15 protein-coding genes are annotated in these 18,774 nt (G+C 73.5%); 4 read left to right on the top strand and 11 right to left on the bottom strand.

Translation table 11 applies throughout. The annotated features are described in order from the left end of the window. The 5 genes from ACZ5FU_RS33985 to mscL form a co-directional block, all read right to left on the bottom strand. Window positions 1-1,950 carry a non-ribosomal peptide synthetase gene (locus ACZ5FU_RS33985; RefSeq protein ID WP_451531143.1) on the bottom strand — a complete coding sequence of 650 codons (1,950 nt, stop codon included), beginning with the start codon at window positions 1,948-1,950 and terminating at the stop codon, window positions 1-3. Further along, window positions 1,950-5,249, bottom strand: a complete 3,300-nt coding sequence (locus tag ACZ5FU_RS33980) for a non-ribosomal peptide synthetase (protein WP_451531144.1) — start codon at window positions 5,247-5,249, stop codon at window positions 1,950-1,952. Before ACZ5FU_RS33980 ends, ACZ5FU_RS33985 begins: the two co-directional genes overlap by 1 nt. Window positions 5,250-5,407: 158 nt before the next feature. Continuing rightward, window positions 5,408-6,772, bottom strand: coding sequence for a non-ribosomal peptide synthetase (locus tag ACZ5FU_RS33975; RefSeq protein WP_451531145.1), 1,365 nt, complete (start codon window positions 6,770-6,772; stop codon window positions 5,408-5,410). Between the two features lie 44 nt (window positions 6,773-6,816). Beyond that, window positions 6,817-8,163: an MFS transporter gene (locus ACZ5FU_RS33970; protein ID WP_469047750.1), complete on the bottom strand. Its 1,347-nt coding sequence runs from the start codon at window positions 8,161-8,163 to the stop codon at window positions 6,817-6,819. 697 nt (window positions 8,164-8,860) lie between these two features. After that, a complete protein-coding gene (gene mscL, locus ACZ5FU_RS33965; RefSeq protein WP_451531147.1) occupies window positions 8,861-9,304 on the bottom strand; it encodes a large conductance mechanosensitive channel protein MscL in 444 nt (147 codons plus the stop codon). 365 nt (window positions 9,305-9,669) lie between these two features. On the opposite strand from mscL, the gene ACZ5FU_RS33960 reads away from it, so the two are divergent. Next, window positions 9,670-9,801, top strand: a complete 132-nt coding sequence (locus tag ACZ5FU_RS33960; protein WP_451531148.1) for a hypothetical protein — start codon at window positions 9,670-9,672, stop codon at window positions 9,799-9,801. 273 nt (window positions 9,802-10,074) lie between these two features. Here the strand turns inward: ACZ5FU_RS33960 and ACZ5FU_RS33955 are convergent, their stop codons facing one another. From ACZ5FU_RS33955 to ACZ5FU_RS33945, 3 genes are all read right to left on the bottom strand, one after another. Further along, on the bottom strand, window positions 10,075-11,904 hold the full coding sequence (locus tag ACZ5FU_RS33955; RefSeq protein WP_469047748.1) for a cholesterol oxidase substrate-binding domain-containing protein: 1,830 nt from the start codon (window positions 11,902-11,904) through the stop codon (window positions 10,075-10,077). Window positions 11,905-12,212: 308 nt separating this feature from the next. After that, window positions 12,213-12,788 (bottom strand): GNAT family N-acetyltransferase, encoded by a 576-nt coding sequence (locus ACZ5FU_RS33950; RefSeq protein WP_451531150.1) that lies wholly within the window; start codon window positions 12,786-12,788, stop codon window positions 12,213-12,215. Window positions 12,789-13,048: 260 nt separating this feature from the next. Then, complete coding sequence (locus ACZ5FU_RS33945) at window positions 13,049-13,327, bottom strand: GlsB/YeaQ/YmgE family stress response membrane protein (protein WP_451531156.1); 279 nt, start codon at window positions 13,325-13,327, stop codon at window positions 13,049-13,051. Between the two features lie 261 nt (window positions 13,328-13,588). On the opposite strand from ACZ5FU_RS33945, the gene ACZ5FU_RS33940 reads away from it, so the two are divergent. The 3 genes from ACZ5FU_RS33940 to ACZ5FU_RS33930 all read left to right on the top strand — a co-directional run bounded on the left by ACZ5FU_RS33940 (window position 13,589) and on the right by ACZ5FU_RS33930 (window position 15,827). Then, window positions 13,589-14,158, top strand: a complete 570-nt coding sequence (locus ACZ5FU_RS33940; protein ID WP_451780153.1) for a hypothetical protein — start codon at window positions 13,589-13,591, stop codon at window positions 14,156-14,158. Beyond that, window positions 14,046-14,387 (top strand): helix-turn-helix domain-containing protein, encoded by a 342-nt coding sequence (locus ACZ5FU_RS33935; RefSeq protein ID WP_469047845.1) that lies wholly within the window; start codon window positions 14,046-14,048, stop codon window positions 14,385-14,387. Before ACZ5FU_RS33940 ends, ACZ5FU_RS33935 begins: the two co-directional genes overlap by 113 nt. Window positions 14,388-14,516: 129 nt before the next feature. Beyond that, window positions 14,517-15,827, top strand: a complete 1,311-nt coding sequence (locus ACZ5FU_RS33930) for an NAD(P)/FAD-dependent oxidoreductase (protein WP_469047746.1) — start codon at window positions 14,517-14,519, stop codon at window positions 15,825-15,827. A 187-nt stretch (window positions 15,828-16,014) separates the two neighbouring features. Here the strand turns inward: ACZ5FU_RS33930 and ACZ5FU_RS33925 are convergent, their stop codons facing one another. The 3 genes from ACZ5FU_RS33925 to ACZ5FU_RS33915 all read right to left on the bottom strand — a co-directional run bounded on the left by ACZ5FU_RS33925 (window position 16,015) and on the right by ACZ5FU_RS33915 (window position 18,638). After that, window positions 16,015-17,154, bottom strand: a complete 1,140-nt coding sequence (locus tag ACZ5FU_RS33925) for an amidohydrolase family protein (RefSeq protein WP_469047745.1) — start codon at window positions 17,152-17,154, stop codon at window positions 16,015-16,017. Between the two features lie 472 nt (window positions 17,155-17,626). Then, the gene (locus tag ACZ5FU_RS33920) at window positions 17,627-17,875 is read right to left on the bottom strand and encodes a hypothetical protein (RefSeq protein ID WP_469047743.1); all 249 of its coding nucleotides are present in this window, start codon (window positions 17,873-17,875) and stop codon (window positions 17,627-17,629) included. 139 nt (window positions 17,876-18,014) lie between these two features. After that, window positions 18,015-18,638 (bottom strand): mycothiol-dependent nitroreductase Rv2466c family protein, encoded by a 624-nt coding sequence (locus tag ACZ5FU_RS33915; protein ID WP_451531155.1) that lies wholly within the window; start codon window positions 18,636-18,638, stop codon window positions 18,015-18,017. Window positions 18,639-18,774 lie beyond the last annotated feature (136 nt).

The following is an 18,774-nucleotide window of genomic DNA, read 5'->3' as shown; positions in this document are numbered from 1 at the left end:
TCAGGCTCCCGCCCCTCGCGCTGCCGTGCGGCGGTCGACGAGATCGGCGACGGCGCGCAGGTCCGGCTGGCGCAGGAACTCCGGCGCGCGCAGGCGCACGCCGCTCTCCCGCTCGATGACGGTGAGCAGCCGGGCGGCGACGATCGACGTGCCGCCGATCATCGTGAAGTTGTCGGTCAGCGCCGTCGCGGGCCTGGCGAGGAGATCGCGTACGGCGTCCAGGACGATCCGCTCGCCCGGCGTGGCGCCGTCCGGCATGTCGCTGCTGCCGCCGGAGTCCGGTGCGGCCGCCCCGCGCGTGAGCCCGGCCCGGTCGACCTTGCCGTTGGCGTCCAGCGGGAAAGCGTCGACGATCCGCACCGCCGAGGGCACGGCCTGTTCGGGGAGCCACGCCCGTACCGCCGCCAGCAGCGCCTGCTCGGAGGCGGAGGCGCCGGGCGCGAGGCGGACGTACGCCACCAGACGGGCGGAGCCGTCGGGGCCGCGGGGCGCGGTGACCACGGCGCCGAGCACGGCCGGGTCCTTCTCCAGCGCCGCCTCGACCTCGGCCGGTTCGATCCGCACGCCGCTGACCTTCACCTGGTCGTCGAGACGGCCGAGGAACTCCAGCATCCCGTCCCGCCGCATCCGCACCCGGTCGCCGGTGCGGTAGAGCCGGTCCACTCCCGGGAGATCCACACCGGGTGCCGGGGCGGCGAAGCGACGCGCGGTCAGCTCGGAGTCCACGTACCCGAGCGCCAGACCGCTGCCGCCGACGCGGAGTTCGCCCTCCTCGCCCCGGACCACGGGGCGGCCGTCGGGGCCGGTGACGACGACCGTCACGCCCGGCACGGGGGCACCGATCGGAGGCGCCCCGGGGCCCTCCGCCTCGGCGTCCGCGGCACGCATGGCGTACGTGGTGGTGACGACGGTGGCTTCCGCGGGACCGTAGGCGTTGTGGACGGTCGCGGTCACGTCGGCGCCCGGACGGCGACGCATGCGGTCGCCGCCGACGACGAGATGACGCAGGACCAGGTCCTGCGGCCAGGGCCGCTCCAGCAGCGGCTCCACCAGGGGCGTGGCGGCCACCGCCACGGACACGGCGGCCTCGCGCCACCAGGAGGTGAGCGCCCCGGTGTCCCAGCGGACGTCGTCGGGCGCGGGAACGAGCGCCGCGCCCGACGTCAGTCCCGCCCACAGTTCCAGCAGGTGCGGGTCGAACGCGACGCCGATGAGCAGGGACTGCCGGTCCCCGGGGGCGAGACCGGTCTCGGCGCGGTACCAGTCGAGCAGTGCGCCGAGGGCCGGCTCGGCGACGGCGACCGCCTTGGGGCGGCCGGTGGAACCGGACGTCAGCACCGCGTAGAACGCCCCGCGGGGTGCGCGGAGCGTGCCCGGGCGGGGCGGGACGAACGCCGCCACCACCGTGCCGGCCGCGTTGACCCCGTCGTCCGGCAGGGCCAGAGCGATGTGCTCGGCCGCCCGGTGCCGGGCGGGCAGCACGGCGGGGTCACCGATCAGGCAGGCGACGTCCAGGTCGTCGGTGACGGCCTCGACGCGCCGCTCGCCGGGGCGCGGCCCCAGCGGCAGGTACACCGCGCCGAGCCGGGCCACCGCCACGGCCGTCACGACGAGTGCGGCGGAGCGGTCCAGGCAGACACCGACGAGGTCACCCGCCCCGACCCGGTCGCGCAGCACGGCCACCGCCTCGTCGGCGGCTTCGCCGACCTGCCGGTACGTCCAGGTGCGGTCGCCGTCGACCACGGCGGGGGAGTCCGGGGTGCGGCGCACCCAGTGCTCGAACCGGGCCGGCACCCCGGTCGGGGTGTCCTCGCGGGGTGCGGCGCCGCGCGCGACGCTGAGCGTGCCGTCGTCCGGGACGCTCGGGGCGGGGATGTCGGAGGGCGCGTTCGGAGGGACCGCCGCGGGGATCGCGGGCCGGGTTCCGGGGGAGGTGGTCGGGTGGGTCATCACGACTCCGTCGGGGTGGCGGTGACAGCCGAAGGGGTGGCTGTGACGGCGGAAGGGGTGGCGGTGAGCGCGCCGGCCTGGTCGGCCAGCACCGGATGGCGGAAGAACAGCCGCATCGGCGGACGGTGCCCGAGGCGGGGCTCCAGCCAGGCCGCCAGTTGCGCGGCGCGCAGTGAGTGGCCTCCGGCCCGGAAGAAGTCGGTGCGCCCGTCGAAGTTCCCGTGGCCCAGGACCGTGCGCCAGCCGTCGGCGAGCAGCGCGGTCATCGGGTCGGCCGAAACCGCCTCGCGGCGGCTCCCGCCGTCCCGCGCGGCCTCGTCCGCGGGACGCGTGGCACCGTCCGGACGGGGCGCGCCCGCCGTCCGTGCCGCCCCGTCCGGACCCGCGTCGCCGGCCGTGCCGAGCTCCGCGGCCCGCCGGGCGAGCGCCGTACGGTCCGGCTTGCCGCCCGCCAGGGTGGGCAACGTGTCCAGGCGCACCCACCGCCCCGGTACCAGGGCGGCCGGCAGCCGCTGCCCGAGCCGCGCGCGCAGCGCCCCCTCGTCCCACGCGCCGCCCTCGCCGGGGCACTCGGCGAAGCCGACCAGCCGGGGTCCGTCGGCGGTCCCGCCGTCCAGCACGACGGCGCAGGAGCGGCCGCCCAGCGCGGCCGAGGCGGCCGCCTCGATCTCCTCCAGTTCGATCCGGTACCCGCGCAGCTTGATCTGGTTGTCCCGGCGGCCGAGGAAGTACAGCTCCCCGTCCAGGCCCCGGTAGCCCAGGTCACCGGTCAGGTAGACCCGTTCACCGCCGAGCGCGCCGGGACGCGCGAACCGGGCGGCCGTGGCCTCCGGATTGCCCACGTACCCCTCGGCGAGCCCGGCTCCGGCGATCGCCAGCTCGCCCACCGCGCCCTCCGGCAGGGGGCGGAGGCACTCGTCCAGGACGTGGACGCGTTCGCCGGGCAGCTCGGTCCCGAGCGGGATCTCCGCCCCGTCGGCCAGGGCCTTCGGCGCGATGCGGTGGACGGTGGTGGTGACGGCCGCCTCGGTGACGCCGTAGGCGTTGAGCACCGTCGCGTCGGTGTCCGTCAGGAAAGCGCGCAGCGCGTCGGACGGAAGGCGTTCGCCGCCGAGCACGAGCAGGCGCGGGGTCCAGCGGCTGTCGCGCAGTGCGGGGCGCAACTCCTCCCGTACGGCGAGGAAGTAGCTGGTGGGCAGGTTGGCCACGGTGACGCGCGCGTCGGCCAGCAGCCCGGCCAGCTCGGCGCCGGTCGGGACCTCCTGCTCGGGGACGACGAGGCACGCCCCCGCGTACAGGGAGGGCAGTATCTCCTCCAGGGCCACGTCGAACGTCGGCTGGGCGAACAGCAGGACGCGGTCGTCGTCCCGCAGCCCGAACCGTTCGGCCGCCCCGGTCAGGTGGTTCTCGAGCGCCGCGCGCCCGACGGCGACGGCCTTGGGGACGCCGGTCGATCCGGAGGTGTGGATGATGTACGCGGCACCCGGCACCACCGGCGCCGCGTGCGCCTTCGGCATCTCCGGCGCGTCCACCGCGGCGGTCGGCAGACCGCCGGGCACCGCGACGGACCGGCCGACCGGGGTGAGCACGAGGGCCGGGGCCAGACGGCTCAGCAGCAGCTCCAGCCGAGCGGGCGGGTCCGACGGCGACAGCGGGCAGTGGACGGCCCCCGTACGCAGGCAGGCGAGCAGCACCACGACCGCGTCGGCGCCGCGCGGCAGGACGGACGCCACCGGCTGACCGGCCCGCACCCCGGCGGCCCGCAGGCGCTCCGCGAGGGCGGTGACCCGGGCGTCGAGGTCGCCGTAGGTCAGGTGGTGGGCGCCGATGCGCAGCGCGGGAGCGGCCGCGTCGCGGGCGGCGCCGGGACCGAGCGGGTCCGCACCGGGGGCCGGGACTGCGGCACCCGTGGCCGCCGCCGGCCCGGCGGGGGCCACGGCGGGGGCCCGTTCGCCGGTGGCTCCGGGCGGTGCCAGGTCCGCCAGGACCGTGCCCGGGGCGTCGAGGTAGGCCCGCAGCAGGTCCAGGAAGCGGCCGGCGAGCAGTTCGACCACGTCCTCGCCGAACATGTCGGCGTCGTGGTCCCAGACCAGGGTCATGCCGGCGGCGCCGTGCCGGGGACCGACCCCGCGCCGGTCGTCCGGCAGCAGCACCACGTCCAGGTCGAACCTGGTGGTGCCCGTGTTGAAGCCCTCGAACAGCGTGATGTCCAGACCGGGCACGTCGATCTCGGGCAGCTCGGCGTCGTGGGCGCTGAACATCACGTCGAACAGCGGGTTGTCCGCGCCCGAGGTGCGCAGGCCGAGCGCACGGGTCAGCTCCTGGACCGGCACGTCCTGGTGCGGCAGCGCGCGGATGACGACGTCGGTCACCTCGTCCATCGTCTCCTCGGCCGGGGCGGCCGGTTCCAGCCGCAGCGGCAGGGGGATGGTGTTGACGAACATGCCGACGGTCTCCTCGTGCCCGCGGGGCCGGTTGCCCACCGCGGTGCCGACGACCAGGTGCGAGCGGCCGCTGTGGCGCCGCAGCAGTTCGGCGAAGAGACCGAGCAGGGTGGAGAACGGGGTCAGGCCGCGCCGCCGCGCGTGGTCGCGGAGGCGTTCCGCCAGGTCCGCGCCGATCGACTGCCGCAGCTGACCGCCGTGGTGGCGACGCCGGGCGCCGGGACGGGAGAGGCCCGGCAGCGGCAGGTCGTAGGAGAGACCGCGCAGTTCGGCGGTCCAGAAGTCCAGCCCGGCGCGGAGCGCCCCGCTCTCCCGGCCGCGCGTCTGTGCCTCGACGTGGTCGGCGTAGGAGGGCGCGGGCGGCAGGACGACCGGCTCACCGAGGACGTGACCCCGGTAGACGGTGAACACGTCGCCGAGCAGGATCGCGAACGAGTGGCCGTCGTGGATCAGGTGGTGCTCGACGTGGACGAGCCGGTGGTGCTCGTCGCCGAGCCGTACCAGCGTCCAGCGCAGCAGCGGTGCCTCGTACGTGTCGAGCGGGGTCTCCGCCTCGGTCCGCAGCAGCTCCCGGAACGCGGCCTCCGGGTCGGCGGCCGTGCTCAGGTCGACCGTCCGCAGCCGGGGCGCGCACGCCTCGGCGACCCGCTGGCCGGGTAGCGAGCCGGTGACGGCGACCAGTTCCAGGCGCAGGCCCGCGTGCCGGTCGAGCGCGGCGGCGAGGCCGCGGCGGAGGGCGTCGGTGTGGAGCGGACCCCACAGGTCGAGCGCCGCGGTGAAGTTGTAGGCGCGACTGCCCGGCTGCACCTGTTCGTGCAGCCAGACGATCTCCTGCGAGGAGGAGAGCGGAAGCATGGGCGATCCCTGGGGTCGTCGGGTCGGAGGAGGGGCGGCCGGGCACGGTCGTGTCCGGCCCGGGGTGCGGGAACCGGCCGCGGATCGCGCGGACGGGCCCGTGGCGGGCGGTGCGGAACGGGTACGGAAGGGCGGCGCACGGGGTGGGGGAGCGGTGGTCAGCCGAGGGCCGGCGCCGGACCCCCCGCACGGAGCGCTTCGCCGAGCGCGTCGGTGAGTGCCGCGGTGAGTGCCTCGAAGGCACCGTGGGCGGCGCGGTCGGCGGTCGCGGCACGGTCCCACACCATGCGCAGGTGCAGTTCGCGCCCCTGGGTGACGGAGACGGCGAACGGTGCGCGTACGGGTCTGCCGTCGACGTGGACCTCCCGGCCCTCCACTCCGGCCAGGCGCAGGGAGGGCCGTCGTGCGGTGTCGTCGACGGTCAGCAGCCCGTCGAGACGGCCGTACCAGGCGGAACCGGCCTCCCGGGCCGCGTGCACGACCGCGTCGAAGGGCACGTCGGCCCGGTCCAGGTCCTCCCACCAGGCGTCCGCCACGCCCTCGGCACCGGACGGGTCGCTCCCCGTCCCCGCCGGGAAGACGACCGTGTTGAGGAAGCAGCCGAGCACGTCCTGCGCGCCGGGCGGACGGCCGCCCCACGGATAGCCGAGCGGCACCGTGCGACCGGGGCCGTACAGGACGCGCACGGCGGAACGGCAGGCGTTCAGCAACTCGGGGAAGGACACCCCCGTGGCGGGCGAGGGCAGCAGCGCCGAAGCCGAACCGCTCGGCGACGCCCCGGTCGCCGGGAGGCCGGGCGGTGCGGCGGGGGCCCGGTCGCGGACAGCCCGCAGCCGCTCGCCCCAGTACGCCAGGGCCTCGGGCGACTCCGCGCGCTCCTCGGCGTCCAGCTGGAGCAGCACGGCCTCGCGGTAGGCGGCCAGTTCGGTGGCCACCTCCCCGGGCGCCGGCATCCGCGCCTGCCGCCCCTCGGCGTAGGCGGCGCCGAGTTCCCCGACGATCCGGGCCAGTGTCCTGCCGTCGCACGCCGTGTGGTCGAGGACGACCGCGAGCACCTCCGACGGCTCGTCGCCGTACGGGGAGGACGCGTGGTCCCGGTCACCGCCGGTCGTGTCGTCGGTGAGGAACATGCGCAGGGGCGGACCGTCGGGCGTCCACGAGCCCAGCGCCCGGCGCAGAGCCGTGCCGGCGTCCTCACCGGACGCCCGGGGCACGCGTACGACCGGAACCTCCGGCTCCGTCATGCGCAGCACGGGGGTGCCGCGCACCACGGCGGAGCGGCCGCGGAGCACGGGGTGCAGGGAGGCGAGGCGTTTCGCCGCGCCGGCCAGGCGTACCGGGTCCACCGTGCCGCGCGGGAAGGCGAAGAACATCGGGACGAGGTCCGGCCGCCCGGTGGGATCCAGCGCACGCACCAGTGCGAAGCGACGCTGGGCTCCGGTGACGGGTAACAGGTCAGGGGCTCCGACTTCTGTGGTGAGCCCTCGATGGCGGGCCAGGTACTGGCCCGTGATGCTGAGCACGTGATCCTCTCCGTCGTCTCTGTCGTCGTCCACGGCGGGCCGGGTCAGCCGAGTGGTGCCGCCCTGTCCTGCGCATCGGTCCCGGTCCCGGTGTCCGGGGCGTCGGTCGGGCCGGTGTCCGGGGCGGCGGGACGCGTGGCCTCGGCCCCGGTGGGCAGGTCCCGCATCCGGCGCAGCGGGGAGAGCAGCAGCGGCAGCGGGACGGTGAGGAAACCGACCGCGCAGCACAGCAGGGCGGTACGGGCACCGAAGCCGTCGGCGAGCGCCCCGCCGGCCAGCGCCCCGAGCGGCAGCGTGCCCCACATCAGGAAGCGCAGGGTGGCGTTCATCCGGCCCAGCAGGTGCGGTGGGCACAGGACCTGACGGAAGCTCACCTGGGCGACGTTGTAGACCACGGCGCCGAAGAAGACGACGCCCGAACCGAGCGCGAACAGCGCGGCGCCCCCCACCCGCTCCGACAGCGGCCACAGCAGTGCGAACGGCCCGGTGACCAGTGAGGAGAGCCAGATGATCCGGGCTTGCCCCAGCCGGGCCGCCAGCGCGCCCGCGGCCAGCGCGCCCGCCAGTCCGCCGACGGCCGCGACGGACAGGACGAGACCGACCGTCCCGGGTCCGAGGCCCAGGACGCGGACCAGGAACACCGTCTGGGTGGCCATCAGCAGTGCGGTGAAGAAGTTCCCGAGCCCGGTGGAGGCGCCGATCACCCGCAGCAACGGCCGGCCCAGCACGAAGCGCAGCCCTTCGGCGACGTCCGCGCGCAGCGACGCGCCGGGAGCCGCTTCGGGACGGGGTTCCGGCCTTTTGATCCGCCACAGGCAGAGTGCGGAGAGGGCGTAGCCGACGGCGTTGACGGCGACGGCCAGGTGGGCGCCGAGGAGCTGGGTCAGGCCGCCGCCGAGGCCTGGTCCCGTCACCTGCGCGGACGACCGTACGGTCTCCAGGGCCCCGTTGCCCTTGACCAGCTGGTCCCGTGGCAGGAGGTGGGGCAGGAAACTCTGGTGGGCGACGTCGAAGAAGACGGTGGCGACGCCGGTGATCAGGGCGACGGCGTACAGCTGGGCCATCGTCAGGACGCCGGCCGCGCCCGCTGCCGGGACGCTCGCCATGGCCGCGGCCCGGACGACGTCCGCCCGGATCATCAACGGGACCTTGCGCATGCGGTCGACCCAGGCTCCGGCCGGTAACCCGATCAGCAGGAACGCGGCGGTCTCGGCGGCCGTGAGCAGCCCGACCTGGAAGGCGGACGCGTCGAGTTCGAGCACGGCCACGAGCGGCAGGGCCACCAGGGTGACCTGGGCGCCCAACTGCGCGGCCGCCGCCCCGGCGAGCAACAGCCTGAAGTCGCGCATGCGCAGAGGGGCGCCGACCGCGGCGCGGGATGTGACGGACATGTGAACGACCTTCACTGAACGGTCGATCAGGAGTCAAAGGCGGACAGGCGCTTTTGGTCATTTCCTTTGGTGTTCCGGCGCCATATCGGCAAAATTTTCAGCAGATCGCGGTGTCCGTCGGATGAACCACCGACAGTGCCTCCGGTTCGCAAGCGATGGGCGGTCCGGTCCGGCGGGCGGCGGCACCGGTCGGCGCGCACCGGGAGGGCCCGAGCGGCCCCTCTGTCCAAAAAGGATCACCTGCCTGGATCCGGCGATCGGAACTGATCATTCCGACTGCTATGGCGTCGAAGCGGCACGCGCTGCGCGTCGTCGGCCGCGCACGACAGGCTGCCGTTCCCGGGCGGCGGGTCGGCGGCGCCCGTCCCGCGGCACGGGTGCTCCGGCCCCCGCGGCGGTCCGGGCGGGCGGTCCGTCCGCCGGAGCCGGTCGGCGGGAGACGGTTCGAGAGCGGGACACCGTCCCCCGCCGGAGCGGCACGGTGCGAACGCCGGCCGGGCCCCGAACCCCGGATGGGCACCGGACCCGTGCACGACGTCGGCCAGGACGGCCGCGCCGGCCTCACCTTCGCCGGCACGACGGCCGCACCGGGCCCGAAACGACGAAAGAGGCCGCTCCGAGCAGGCTTCACGGGCGACCGGGCAGGCGTCGGGCGCTCAGACCGCCCGGCTGTCACGGATCGGTCGGCGCAGGCGGATCACCCGACGCGCTGGGTCGTCTCCTCGGCCCGGGCGGGCACCTCGGGCAGCGGGACGGTGCAGGAGGCGCAGCGTCGGGCCTGGGCGGGGACGGGGCTGAGGCATTCGGGGCAGTCCCGCTTGGGGGCCTGGACGTCGTGGTGCGGGGCGAGGCGCTCGTGCAGTTTGTTGATCGGGAGCACGACCAGGAAGTACAGGGCGCCGGCAAGGAGGAGGAAGCTGATCGCCGCGTTGATGAAGGTGCCGTAGGGGAACTCGGTGGCGCCGAGGGTGAAGGTCTTGCGGCTCATGTTCCCGGTGACGCCGGTGGCCAGCCCGACGAGCGGTGTCAGGAAGGCGCCGACGAAGCCGTTGACCACGGCGGTGAACGCCGCCCCGATGACGATGCCCACGGCCAGGTCGACCACGTTGCCTCGCAGGATGAAGCTGCGGAAGCCCTTCACCTTCTCACCTCTCAAAAGCTTTTGACATCGATGGGCTGCACCGAGGCGCGGCCGGGCGGCACCGAGGCGCGGCCGGCCCGCACCTTGCCCGGATGCCCTGTCCGACTTCACCCATGCCTGGTGCCCGGGGAACCCGCGGGCGGGCGTGGAGCGGCACGGATACGGCGGGCGTCGCACTGCGCCGGCAGCCGTTCCGCGGGGCGTCCGACACGGGCCGGGCAAGGTCCGCGGGCGCACCACCGCGGCGATTCCGGCTCACCGTTCCCTACAACAACGGCACACCGCCCGGCGACGGCACGCAGATGTCCTGGTGGCCGTGCGAAACCCGGTGGTCCTCCGGAAGCCGGCTGTGGAACGTCGTCCCGGTGGACCAGTCGGGCGGGGTGCGCGCCTACTACTTCGTCAACCAGTGGACCGGGAAGTGCCTCACCCTGGACCCCGCGACGACCGGCGCCAAGGCCGGCAAGGTCACCCAGGCCGCCTGCCCGACCCGCTGACGGCCCCTGGGCCCGCTCCGCGGACGGTGCGGTCGGACCGTCGCGCACCGCGGGACACGGCTCCGCCGGTACGGGCCGCCCGGCCCGTACCGGCGGAGCCGGTGAAAGCACCGGGGACGGGCGGCGCGATGCCGGCGCGCTCGGTGGCGGGGCCGGTGGGGCAGGCCGACGCGGCTGACGATGTCCGACGCGACCCGGACGACTGGCCGGTGCCGGCGGCCGGCATCGTGCGGGAAGCGGTGGTCCGTGCCGGGAGCGGGGCTGTCCGCCCGCTCAGCGCAGCAATGCGTCGAGGAAGGGGCTGGACAGGACGTGGTGGGGGTCGAGCCGGTCGAGGATCGCGACCGCGTCGTCCCAGCCCGGGCCGCCCCCGGCGCGCTGGCTGGCGGGGACGGCGCGGGTGAGGACGTCCGGGTCGGACCACGCGGCGGTGTCGCTGTAGGCCCAGCCCTTGGACCACTCCACCCGGACCGTCGCCCGGTCCCCGTCCAGGCTCAGGAGGAACTGCTCGATGTCGCGGTAGAAGCGGTGCAGAGCGGGTGTGGTGGGCAGGGAGAGGACGTCGATCCACACGGCGGTGTCGACCTCCGGCCGGTCGGGACGCGGACGCAGGGCCGAGAGCAGCGGGGGGCGTGCGCCGGGGACGCCGCACACGGACGGGTCCTCCAGCCCGGTCACCCGGATCTCCACCTGACCGTTAACAGGGTAGTCGCCGCGTGCCGCGTACTGTGCGAGCAGGGTGCGGTAGAAGTCGGCGAACCGGCTGACCACCCACTGCAGGTCGGTGCGGCGGGTGAGGACGGCGTAGCCGTTGGCGGTCTCGCGCAGCGTGGTGGGCCGCACGTACTGCAGCAGGTTGCGGGAGGCGCCCCACAGGTCCGAGCGCAGACCGCCTGCCAGCAGATGGGTGAGCACGTCGCCGGTCAGGACGTCCCGCACGAGAGTTCCCGAGAGCAGCACGTCGGTGATGTCGCCCGTCAGCGCGACCTTGGCCAGCAGGTACTGGACCTGCCCGAAGAGCGGCGCGCTGGCCCACGCGCCGGAGACCAGGTCCCCGGCCAGCCGGGCCACCGGCTCGGGGAGGGAGTCGGAGAAGGGGTAGTTGTACGGCCCGTCGACCTCGCGGGCGGTGAGCGGCCGGTTCGGGGCGATGCTCCAGGTCTTCAGCCAGGGGCGGTCGGTGAAGGCGAACCAGATCGCCTCCACCCGGCCGGTGCGGTCCACGAAGTCGGACAGGGTCCGCGTGCCCGCCGGTGCGCCGGGGGCGGCGAACAGTTCGGTGGCGGGGATGTCCAGAAAGGACCGGCAACGCAGGTTGTGGTCGCTGCCCACCCGTAGAACGGCCTCGGTGACCAGCGAGCGGCCGAGGTGGGTGAGGAGCGCGTCGCAGTCCGGCTCCGCCCGGCCGAAGGTCCGCAGGACGTAGCGGCCGGCGCCGTCGTCCCAGACGACCGCGGTCAGCTCGGTGACCAGGTTGCTCAGCGAGCCGTAGCCGTGACCGGACGACGGGCTCTCGCCGACCGCGGGGATGGCCGTGCCGTGCGCGCCGATGGCGAGCGCGCCGCCGACCGAGAGGTCGCCGGGTGCCGGCGCGGAGGTGACCCCGTATCCACCGGCGCCGGCGAACGCGAGCAGTGTCTCCAACAGGGCACCGGTCTGGACCCGGATCCGGGCCGACCCGTCGGCGGCCCGTCGCTCCAGCGACATCGCGGTGAGGTGTGCGCCGGTGTCCAGCAGGACGACCCGGGCCGCGGCGGGTGTGCCGTCGGCCACCGTGAGGGGGGCCCAGCCGTGCCGCTGTCCCTGCGCGCGAGCCGTCCAGCCGGCGGCACGGGCCCAGTTGACGACGTCGAGGACCTCCTGGGGACTGCGCGGTGCGCACGTCCACAGCTGGTCGGTACGAATCTCACCGGCCCAGTTCTCGTAGACGCGCTGGGAGACGTCGAGCCCGGCGGGGAAGTCCGGTGGCGGCGAGGCCGCGTAGGCGCTGTTCGGCCGGACCAGTCCGCGCAACAGCCAGACCCCGCCGCCCGCGGCGGCCGACGACGCGAGCAGCCTGCGCCGCGACAGCCCGCCGCCCTGTTCCGAAGGATCATCCGTCATCTCCGCAGCCCTCCCTCTGACCCGCCCCGCTCCGGTCCTGCCGGGCCGATGGAGAACGCACGTTACCCAGCAACGAGCGCGCCGCGGTCATATGTTCGGTTGATTCACGTGAACGAGTGAATGTCCCGCGAACAGGCCCCTTCGAGGACTCCCCTCACCGAGAAGTGCTCCAGGGATGCTCCGTGTCCTGAGCCGGCGATCGTCGCCCTCCGCCGGTGCGGAGGGCATGGCTGAAGCCGGCCGCCGGGCCGCACCGTCCGCCCACCGGTTCCCGTGGGCGTGGACGCGGAACGGCGTTCGCGCAGCGGCTACCGCTGCGCCCACCGCTCCTTGGTGATTTCGTACCGGACGCCCCCGTGCTCGGAACCCTCCACCCTCTCCATGTCGGGGGGAGTGGGGAGGGTGTCCACGAACGTCATCCCGAGCTTCTCCATGATGTTGCGCGAACCGTGGTTCACGACCATCGTCTCGGCCCAGACCACGCGTATGCCGAGCCCGGTGAACGCCTTGTCCAGCAAGGCCCGCGAGCCTTCGGTGGCGTAGCCCTTCCCCCAGGCCGCCTGCCGTAGCCGGTAGCCGAGTTCGACCTCGTCCAGCGGGCCCTGCAGCTCGGGACGCAGGCAGAACCAGCCGATGAACGCGCCGCCGTCCTTCTCGTGCGCGGCGAACAGACCCAGATCACCGCGCCACCTGTCGTAGCCGGCGATGATGTTCGGCAGCTGGCGCTCGCGGACGATCTCCGGGGCGGTCGGATCGCCCCCGGTCAGATAGCGCATCACCGCCGGGTCGCTGTCCAGCTCGATCAACAGGTCCGCGTCGTCGGCGGTGAAGCGGCGCAGGGTCAGCCGCTCGGTCTCCAGGTAGGTGTCCACGGGGCGGATCATGTCCACAGCGGGCCGGGCGGTTCAACTGCTTTACGCGGACACCGTTTTGCGCGGGTGCCGTCGGCGAACCCCGAGACGCCGCCGGGGCGTCCGCGCGGAGGCCGGCACCGCGGCGAGGCCACGCCGCCTCGACCACTCGATCGCCCTGCCGGTCGCCGCGGTGCACGCCGACGGCTCCCACCCTGCGGAACAGGGGGGAGCCGTTCGAGCGTCATGCAGGCCCGTGGGTCCTCAACGGGGCGCCGTGTGTCCTCAGCGGGTCACGCGTGTCGGTGCGCGTGCCGGTTACCGGTGACGAGACGGTAGAGGGCGAGCAGGATGACGGAACCGATGATCGCGGCGATCCAGGTGGAGAGGTCGAAGAACCCGTCGATGGAGTCGACTCCGAAGATCACCTTGCCGAGCCAGCCGCCGAGCAGACCGCCGACGATGCCGATGAGCATGGTGACGATGATGCCGCCGGGGTCCTTGCCCGGCATCAGGGCCTTGGCGATGGCGCCGGCGAGCAGGCCGATGATGATCCACGCGATGATGCCCATGGTGCGTCTCCGCTTCCTCATGTAAAGGCTGTGTCAGTACATCGACTGCACCGATCGCGCCCGAACAAACGTCCCTTTCGAAAACACGGGGAGTCGGACGCTGTTCGTGCGGGTCGTGCCGGCGGACACCGAGGCGCTCGGGCAGCGCGTGCTCCTCGTGGCGTCGTACGGACGTGATGCGGATGTCGTACGGACGCGGGGCGGATGTCGTACGGACCTGATGCGGGCATGGACCTCCGATGCCGGGGCAGGCGCGATGGCATGCAGGCGAACCAGGCGTATGCCACGGCCCATGGCCGGACCGGACGGACGACCGGGGCCCCGCGGCGCCGGGCCGGGGCGAGGCACCGGCGCTCCGGCCGGCGATGGGGCAGGTGGCACCGCAGGCTGCTGGCCTACCGCAGCGTCGAGCTGCTGGTGTCACCCGCCCCCGAGACGGTGGATGAGCAGTGCCTGCTGCTGGTGCACATCCGCAAGGTGATCGGGCGGGTGACCTACCGGTCGTGCGACGAGTGCGCCCAGGGCGTCATCACCCACATGACCCTCGACGAATCCTTCCGTGACAGCGGACTGGACACCAGGGCACTGTTGCACCTGAAATCCCAGTACCCGGACGTCACCTGGGGCACCACGCTCGACAAGCGGGTCACGCGCGGTCTGCTGCGCCGGATGCGCATCCCCGAAACGGCTGCCGCGGGCACCTGCCCCCACGTCCGGCCTGCCCCCGCCCTCCGGGCCGGAAGGGGGCCCGCGACCTCCCCGCACCCCGGCCCGAACCCGTCACCGCAGGCCGGGCGGGACGCTGCCGGGGAAGTTCCGCCTCCCCCGTGATCTCCCGCAGCCCTCACCCCGCCGGAGCGGCCGAGGCCTGCCTCGACCTTGCCGGCGACGGACGGCGGCCGCGCCGCACATCCACCGCACCGTCCTCCACCAGCGGTTCGCCCGGGCCGAGGAGCTCACCGGCCCGGACGTCGAAAACAGCGCCGGCCGGCTCACCCTGCGTCCCGGGACCGAGCGGGCCCGCCCCGCCGGCCCTCGGGGCATCGCCTCCGCGCCTTGACGGACGCGGCGGCCCCGTCCGCCCGACTCCGTTCCCCGCCGATGCCACCGGTGGCCCTCGGTCCCCGCATACTTCGACACACGTGCCCGCGGCGGGTGCGCGGTTCGAGACGTGAGGACGACGATCACCATGGCAGGGAGCATCAGCGACGCGGTCGTCGTCGGAGCCGGCGTGATCGGCTGCTCGATCGCGCACGCGCTGGCCGGCACGGGCCTGCGGGTACAGGTCGTCGACCGCGGTCCGGCGCCCGGCCACGGCTCCACCAGCGCCTCGTCGGCGATCGTGCGCTTCAACTACTCCACCTGGGCCGGCGTGGCCACCGCGTGGGAGGCACGCCACCTCTGGCAGGCGTGGGAACAGCATCTCGGCGGCACCGACGACGCGGGGCTCGCCCGGCTCGTCGTCACGGGCGGCCTCGTCCTGGACACTCCCGACCAGGACCAGCAGAAGGTTTCCGCCCTCTTCGACCGGGCGGGCGTCCCCTACGAGATGTGGGACGCGCCCACCGTCCGCTCCCGTCTCCCGCAGCTCGACCCGGGCCGTCACCACCCTCCGAAGCCGATTCGCGACGAGGCCTTCTGGGCGGACGCCGAGGGCGAACTGGCGGGGTGCTGGACCCCCGACGCGGGATTCGTCGACGATCCGCAACTGGCGGCGCGGAATCTGATGACGGCCGCGGTCCGCGAGGGCGCCGTCTTCCACTTCCGCTCCCAGGTCGTGGCGTTCCCCCGCACCGGTGACCGGGTGAGCGGTGTGGAGCTGGCCGACGGCCGCCGTATCGCCGCCCCCGTCGTGGTCAACGCGGCAGGCCCGCACTCGGGCGTCGTGAACGAACTGGCGGGCGTGGGCCACGACTTCGGCGTGCGCACCCGGCCTCTGCGTCAGGAGGTGCACGAAGTGCGGGCTCCCGAGGGCTACCACGTGCCGGACGCGGCGGGCCCGCTCGTCGCGGACATGGACCTGGGCACGTACTTCCGGGGCACGCCCAGTGGTGGTCTGATCGTCGGCGGCACCGAACCGGCCTGCGACCCCCTGCACTGGCTCGCGGAACCCGACGACTTCTCCGCCCGGCCGACCAAGGCCGTCTACGAGGCGCAGGTCTACCGGGCGGCCCGCCGCCTTCCCACGCTCACGGTGCCTCCGGCACCCAGGGGCGTCGTCGGCGTGTACGACGTCAGCGACGACTGGATCCCCCTCTACGACCGCACGGCTCTCGCCGGCTTCTACGTGGCCATCGGCACCAGCGGCAACCAGTTCAAGAACGCGCCCCTGGTCGGACGGTACCTGGCCGCCATCATCGAAGCATGCGAGAACGGCAAGGACCACGACACCGACCCGGTACGCCTGACACTGCCCCACACCGGGCACGAGGTCGACCTCTCCCACTACAGCCGCCGGCGCCGCGTCAACCCCGACAGCACCAACACGGTCATGGGATAGCCGGGGAACCGGGCGGCACCCCTCTACGGCATGCGCCCTGCCTCGCCCATACCGGTGAGCGGGCGACGGCACACCGGTTCGCGCTCGTCCACCTCGGCCCGTCCGCGGGACCGGTCGCCCTCGGTGAGCGGCCGTTCAGCAGTACGGAGTGCGGGGCGCCCTCACGCATCCCGTCACCGTCACTCGATCAGCGGCCACGTGGAAGAGGTTCAGCGGAGGGCTGATCACCGACCGGTCCGTCGACGTGGTGGGTGTGCCTCAGCATGGGCAGCAGGCGTAGGGCGTTGTCACGGCGGATGCCGCGGCGCTGGTGCTCGGTGAACGCGTGGTCGGTCTCGACGGCCGGCACCGTGAAGCCGGTGATGATGTCGGCGGAGGCGGCCGGCCAGTCGGTGCCGAAGAGGATCCGGTCGGCGCCGGCCGTGCTCACCAGGGTGCACGCGGGGGCGAGCGGTCCCGCCGTGTCGTAGTAGAAGCGGTGGAGGTAGTCCCGCACACGGGCGGCTTCGACGGGTGGGGTGCAGAAGTCGCCGAACGCCTCGAGACGGGTGGCGATCTGAGGGAGGAACCCACCGGCGTGCGGAAGGACGACCGACAGGCGCGGGTACCGGTCCAGAATTCTGGCGCGGATCATGTTCACGGCGGCACGCGTGGTGTCCAGCGGGAAATCACACATGAAGTTCGGGACGCCCGGCACGGTGGGCACTCCCGGCGCCCTGCCCGGGAGGTCGAGCGGGTGGGTGAAGAGAACCGCGGAGCGTTCGTCGAGTTCGGCGAAGAAGCGCTCGTACGCGGGGTCCCCCAGATAAACCCCGTTGTAGTTGGCTTTCACACTCACTCCGACGGCGCCGAGTTCGTCGAAAGCGCGTCGGAGGGCCCAGGTGGTGACGTCGGGGTGGTCCAGGAGGGCGGGGCAGAGGAAGGCGAAGCGGCCCGGATGGGTGTGTGCCAGGGCGGTCACCGCGTCGAAGACGACGGTGAGCCCCCGCTTGGCCTGCGCCGCGGAGCGGTACCGGTCCTGCATGGTCGGGTTGAGGACGGCGGTCGCGATGCCGACCCGGTCCATCAGCGCGAGCGCGGAGTCCACGTCCCAACGCGCCCACCACAGCAGTTCCTGCCGCCGTACCAGGCCCTCGCGTTCCGCCCAGTCCACCCACGCCGGGGCGGTGAAGTGGTGGTGGACGTCGATGGCGGTCGGCCGGGTGCCACCGTCACCCCCGGTGACGGTCAGCGGCACCGCGTCCCGGGGCAGAGCACGTGACTTGCCCACGGCGGTCAGCGCGGAAGCCATGGCCCCGCCCGCTATGAGCAGGCCGCGTCGGCTCATGGACTGACTCGAGTTCGCCATTCGTTCACCCATCCGTCCGTGATGTGGCCCCCTGCGCATCACGGTGGTCCGGTGACGGCGTCGCGGCCTTCCGGCGTGCGCCGTCGGGGGAGGGATTCCGCCGGACGGAGCAAGAACAGGGGCTCGACGGCCGGTCGTACGTCCTCGATCGAGCACGAGCTGTAGCGCCGTGCTCCTCGGCCCGCGAGGGTACGGGCGAGTGCGCCCGCCTGCGGGGTGAGTCGGGTCCGGCCGCCGGTGATCGTGCCGATGCCGCCCGCCCGATGTCCTCGCGGACCACGGCACCGCCTCAGCGGACGCATGGATCGCTAGCGGACGCATGGATCGCTACTCGATACGGGCCGGGACCGACGAGCTAGGCCCAGATGTACTCCTCGGCGGTGGCGCCCTCGCGCCACTTCGCGACGGTGACCATGCGCCCGCCGCCTTCGGACTCGTCGATGACGCAGGTTCACTCGCCCGACCCGAAGGTGATGGGGTGGGAGGTGATCTGCGGGGGCGTGCCGCCCGCGGATTCGACATAGGCCCTCATGGCGTCGATGTGTTCCTGGACCCCATGGGCCGGCGGCCGGCCCTTCCAGCCCACCAGGACGTCGGTGTGGTGGTGGGCGAACACGCCGTTCCAGTCGGCCCTGTTCCATCCGTCGAAGTCGGGATCGTCCATGCCCTTGAGATTGCGGCCGACCTGGTCGTCCGCCATCGGTCTCGCCCCGTTCCCTGCCGAAGTCCACACGGTCCCCGCACTGATCGCCGTGTTCGACGTACCGGTACCGCGAGCCTACGAGCGGCTCGTGGGTCACGCATCCGCAGCGGCTCGTGGGGCCCATGGCCCGTGGGCGTCAGTGGGTGTGGGGTGGCTGATTGCGGGTGCGTTTGAGTTCGTAGAAGCCGGGGATGGCGGTGAGTCGGTGGATGGCGTCGAAGAGGGTGAGGGCGGTTTCGCCGCGGGGGGTGGGGGTGAGGACGGGGCCGAAGAAGGCGTGGCCGTTGATGGCGATGATGGGGGTGCCGAGGTCTTCTCCGACGTGGTTGATGGCGTTCTGGTGGGAGGCGCGCAGAGCGGTGTCGTGGTCGGTGGTGGTGGCGGTGGTGGCGAGGTGGGGGTCGAGGCCGGTGGTGTGGAGGGCTTTCTCGAGGACGCCGTGGTCGTCGGGGGTGGCGTTTTGGTGGTGGTAGTGGTGGCCGAGGGCGGTGTAGAGGGGGCCCAGGACGTGGCCTCCGTATTGCCGTTCGGCGGCGATGCAGACGCGTGCCGGTCCGTAGCTCATTTTTTCGCGGTACTTGGCGGGGATGTCGCGGTTCTCGTTGAGGATGGCCAGGCTCATCACGTGCCAGCGCAGGGTGAGGGGTCGTTGACGGTTCACTTCGTGGATCCAGCGGGAGGTGATCCAGGCCCAGGGGCACAGGGGGTCGAACCAGAAGTCGACGGTGATCGTGTCGGGTGGGGACACGTCTGAGGGCACGTCAGTCTCCTTGGGCGGGGCGGGGCGGGGTGTTGGTGAGTGCCGGTGGTCGAGTGGTTGTGGGTGTACGGTTTGGGTGTTTATTGAGGGGTGTGGGTGGGGGGGAGTTGGTTGAGGATGTGTTGGGTGGCTTTGA

It is taken from the genome of Streptomyces sp. NPDC031554 (genome assembly GCF_055580685.1).
This window is presented reverse-complemented; position numbering and strand designations above follow the sequence as displayed.

Bases quoted from the DNA above. Each gene is read 5' to 3' on its own strand.
- ACZ5FU_RS33985 (WP_451531143.1), bottom strand. From the start codon at position 1,950: ATGACCCACCCGACCACCTCCCCCGGAACCCGGCCCGCGATCCCCGCG.
- ACZ5FU_RS33980 (WP_451531144.1), bottom strand. From the start codon at position 5,249: ATGCTTCCGCTCTCCTCCTCGCAGGAGATCGTCTGGCTGCACGAACAG.
- ACZ5FU_RS33970 (WP_469047750.1), bottom strand. From the start codon at position 8,163: ATGTCCGTCACATCCCGCGCCGCGGTCGGCGCCCCTCTGCGCATGCGC.
- ACZ5FU_RS33955 (WP_469047748.1), bottom strand. From the start codon at position 11,904: ATGACGGATGATCCTTCGGAACAGGGCGGCGGGCTGTCGCGGCGCAGG.
- ACZ5FU_RS33950 (WP_451531150.1), bottom strand. From the start codon at position 12,788: ATGATCCGCCCCGTGGACACCTACCTGGAGACCGAGCGGCTGACCCTG.
- ACZ5FU_RS33945 (WP_451531156.1), bottom strand. From the start codon at position 13,327: ATGGGCATCATCGCGTGGATCATCATCGGCCTGCTCGCCGGCGCCATC.
- ACZ5FU_RS33940 (WP_451780153.1), top strand. From the start codon at position 13,589: ATGCAGGCGAACCAGGCGTATGCCACGGCCCATGGCCGGACCGGACGG.
- ACZ5FU_RS33930 (WP_469047746.1), top strand. From the start codon at position 14,517: ATGGCAGGGAGCATCAGCGACGCGGTCGTCGTCGGAGCCGGCGTGATC.
- ACZ5FU_RS33925 (WP_469047745.1), bottom strand. From the start codon at position 17,154: ATGAGCCGACGCGGCCTGCTCATAGCGGGCGGGGCCATGGCTTCCGCG.
- ACZ5FU_RS33920 (WP_469047743.1), bottom strand. From the start codon at position 17,875: ATGGCGGACGACCAGGTCGGCCGCAATCTCAAGGGCATGGACGATCCC.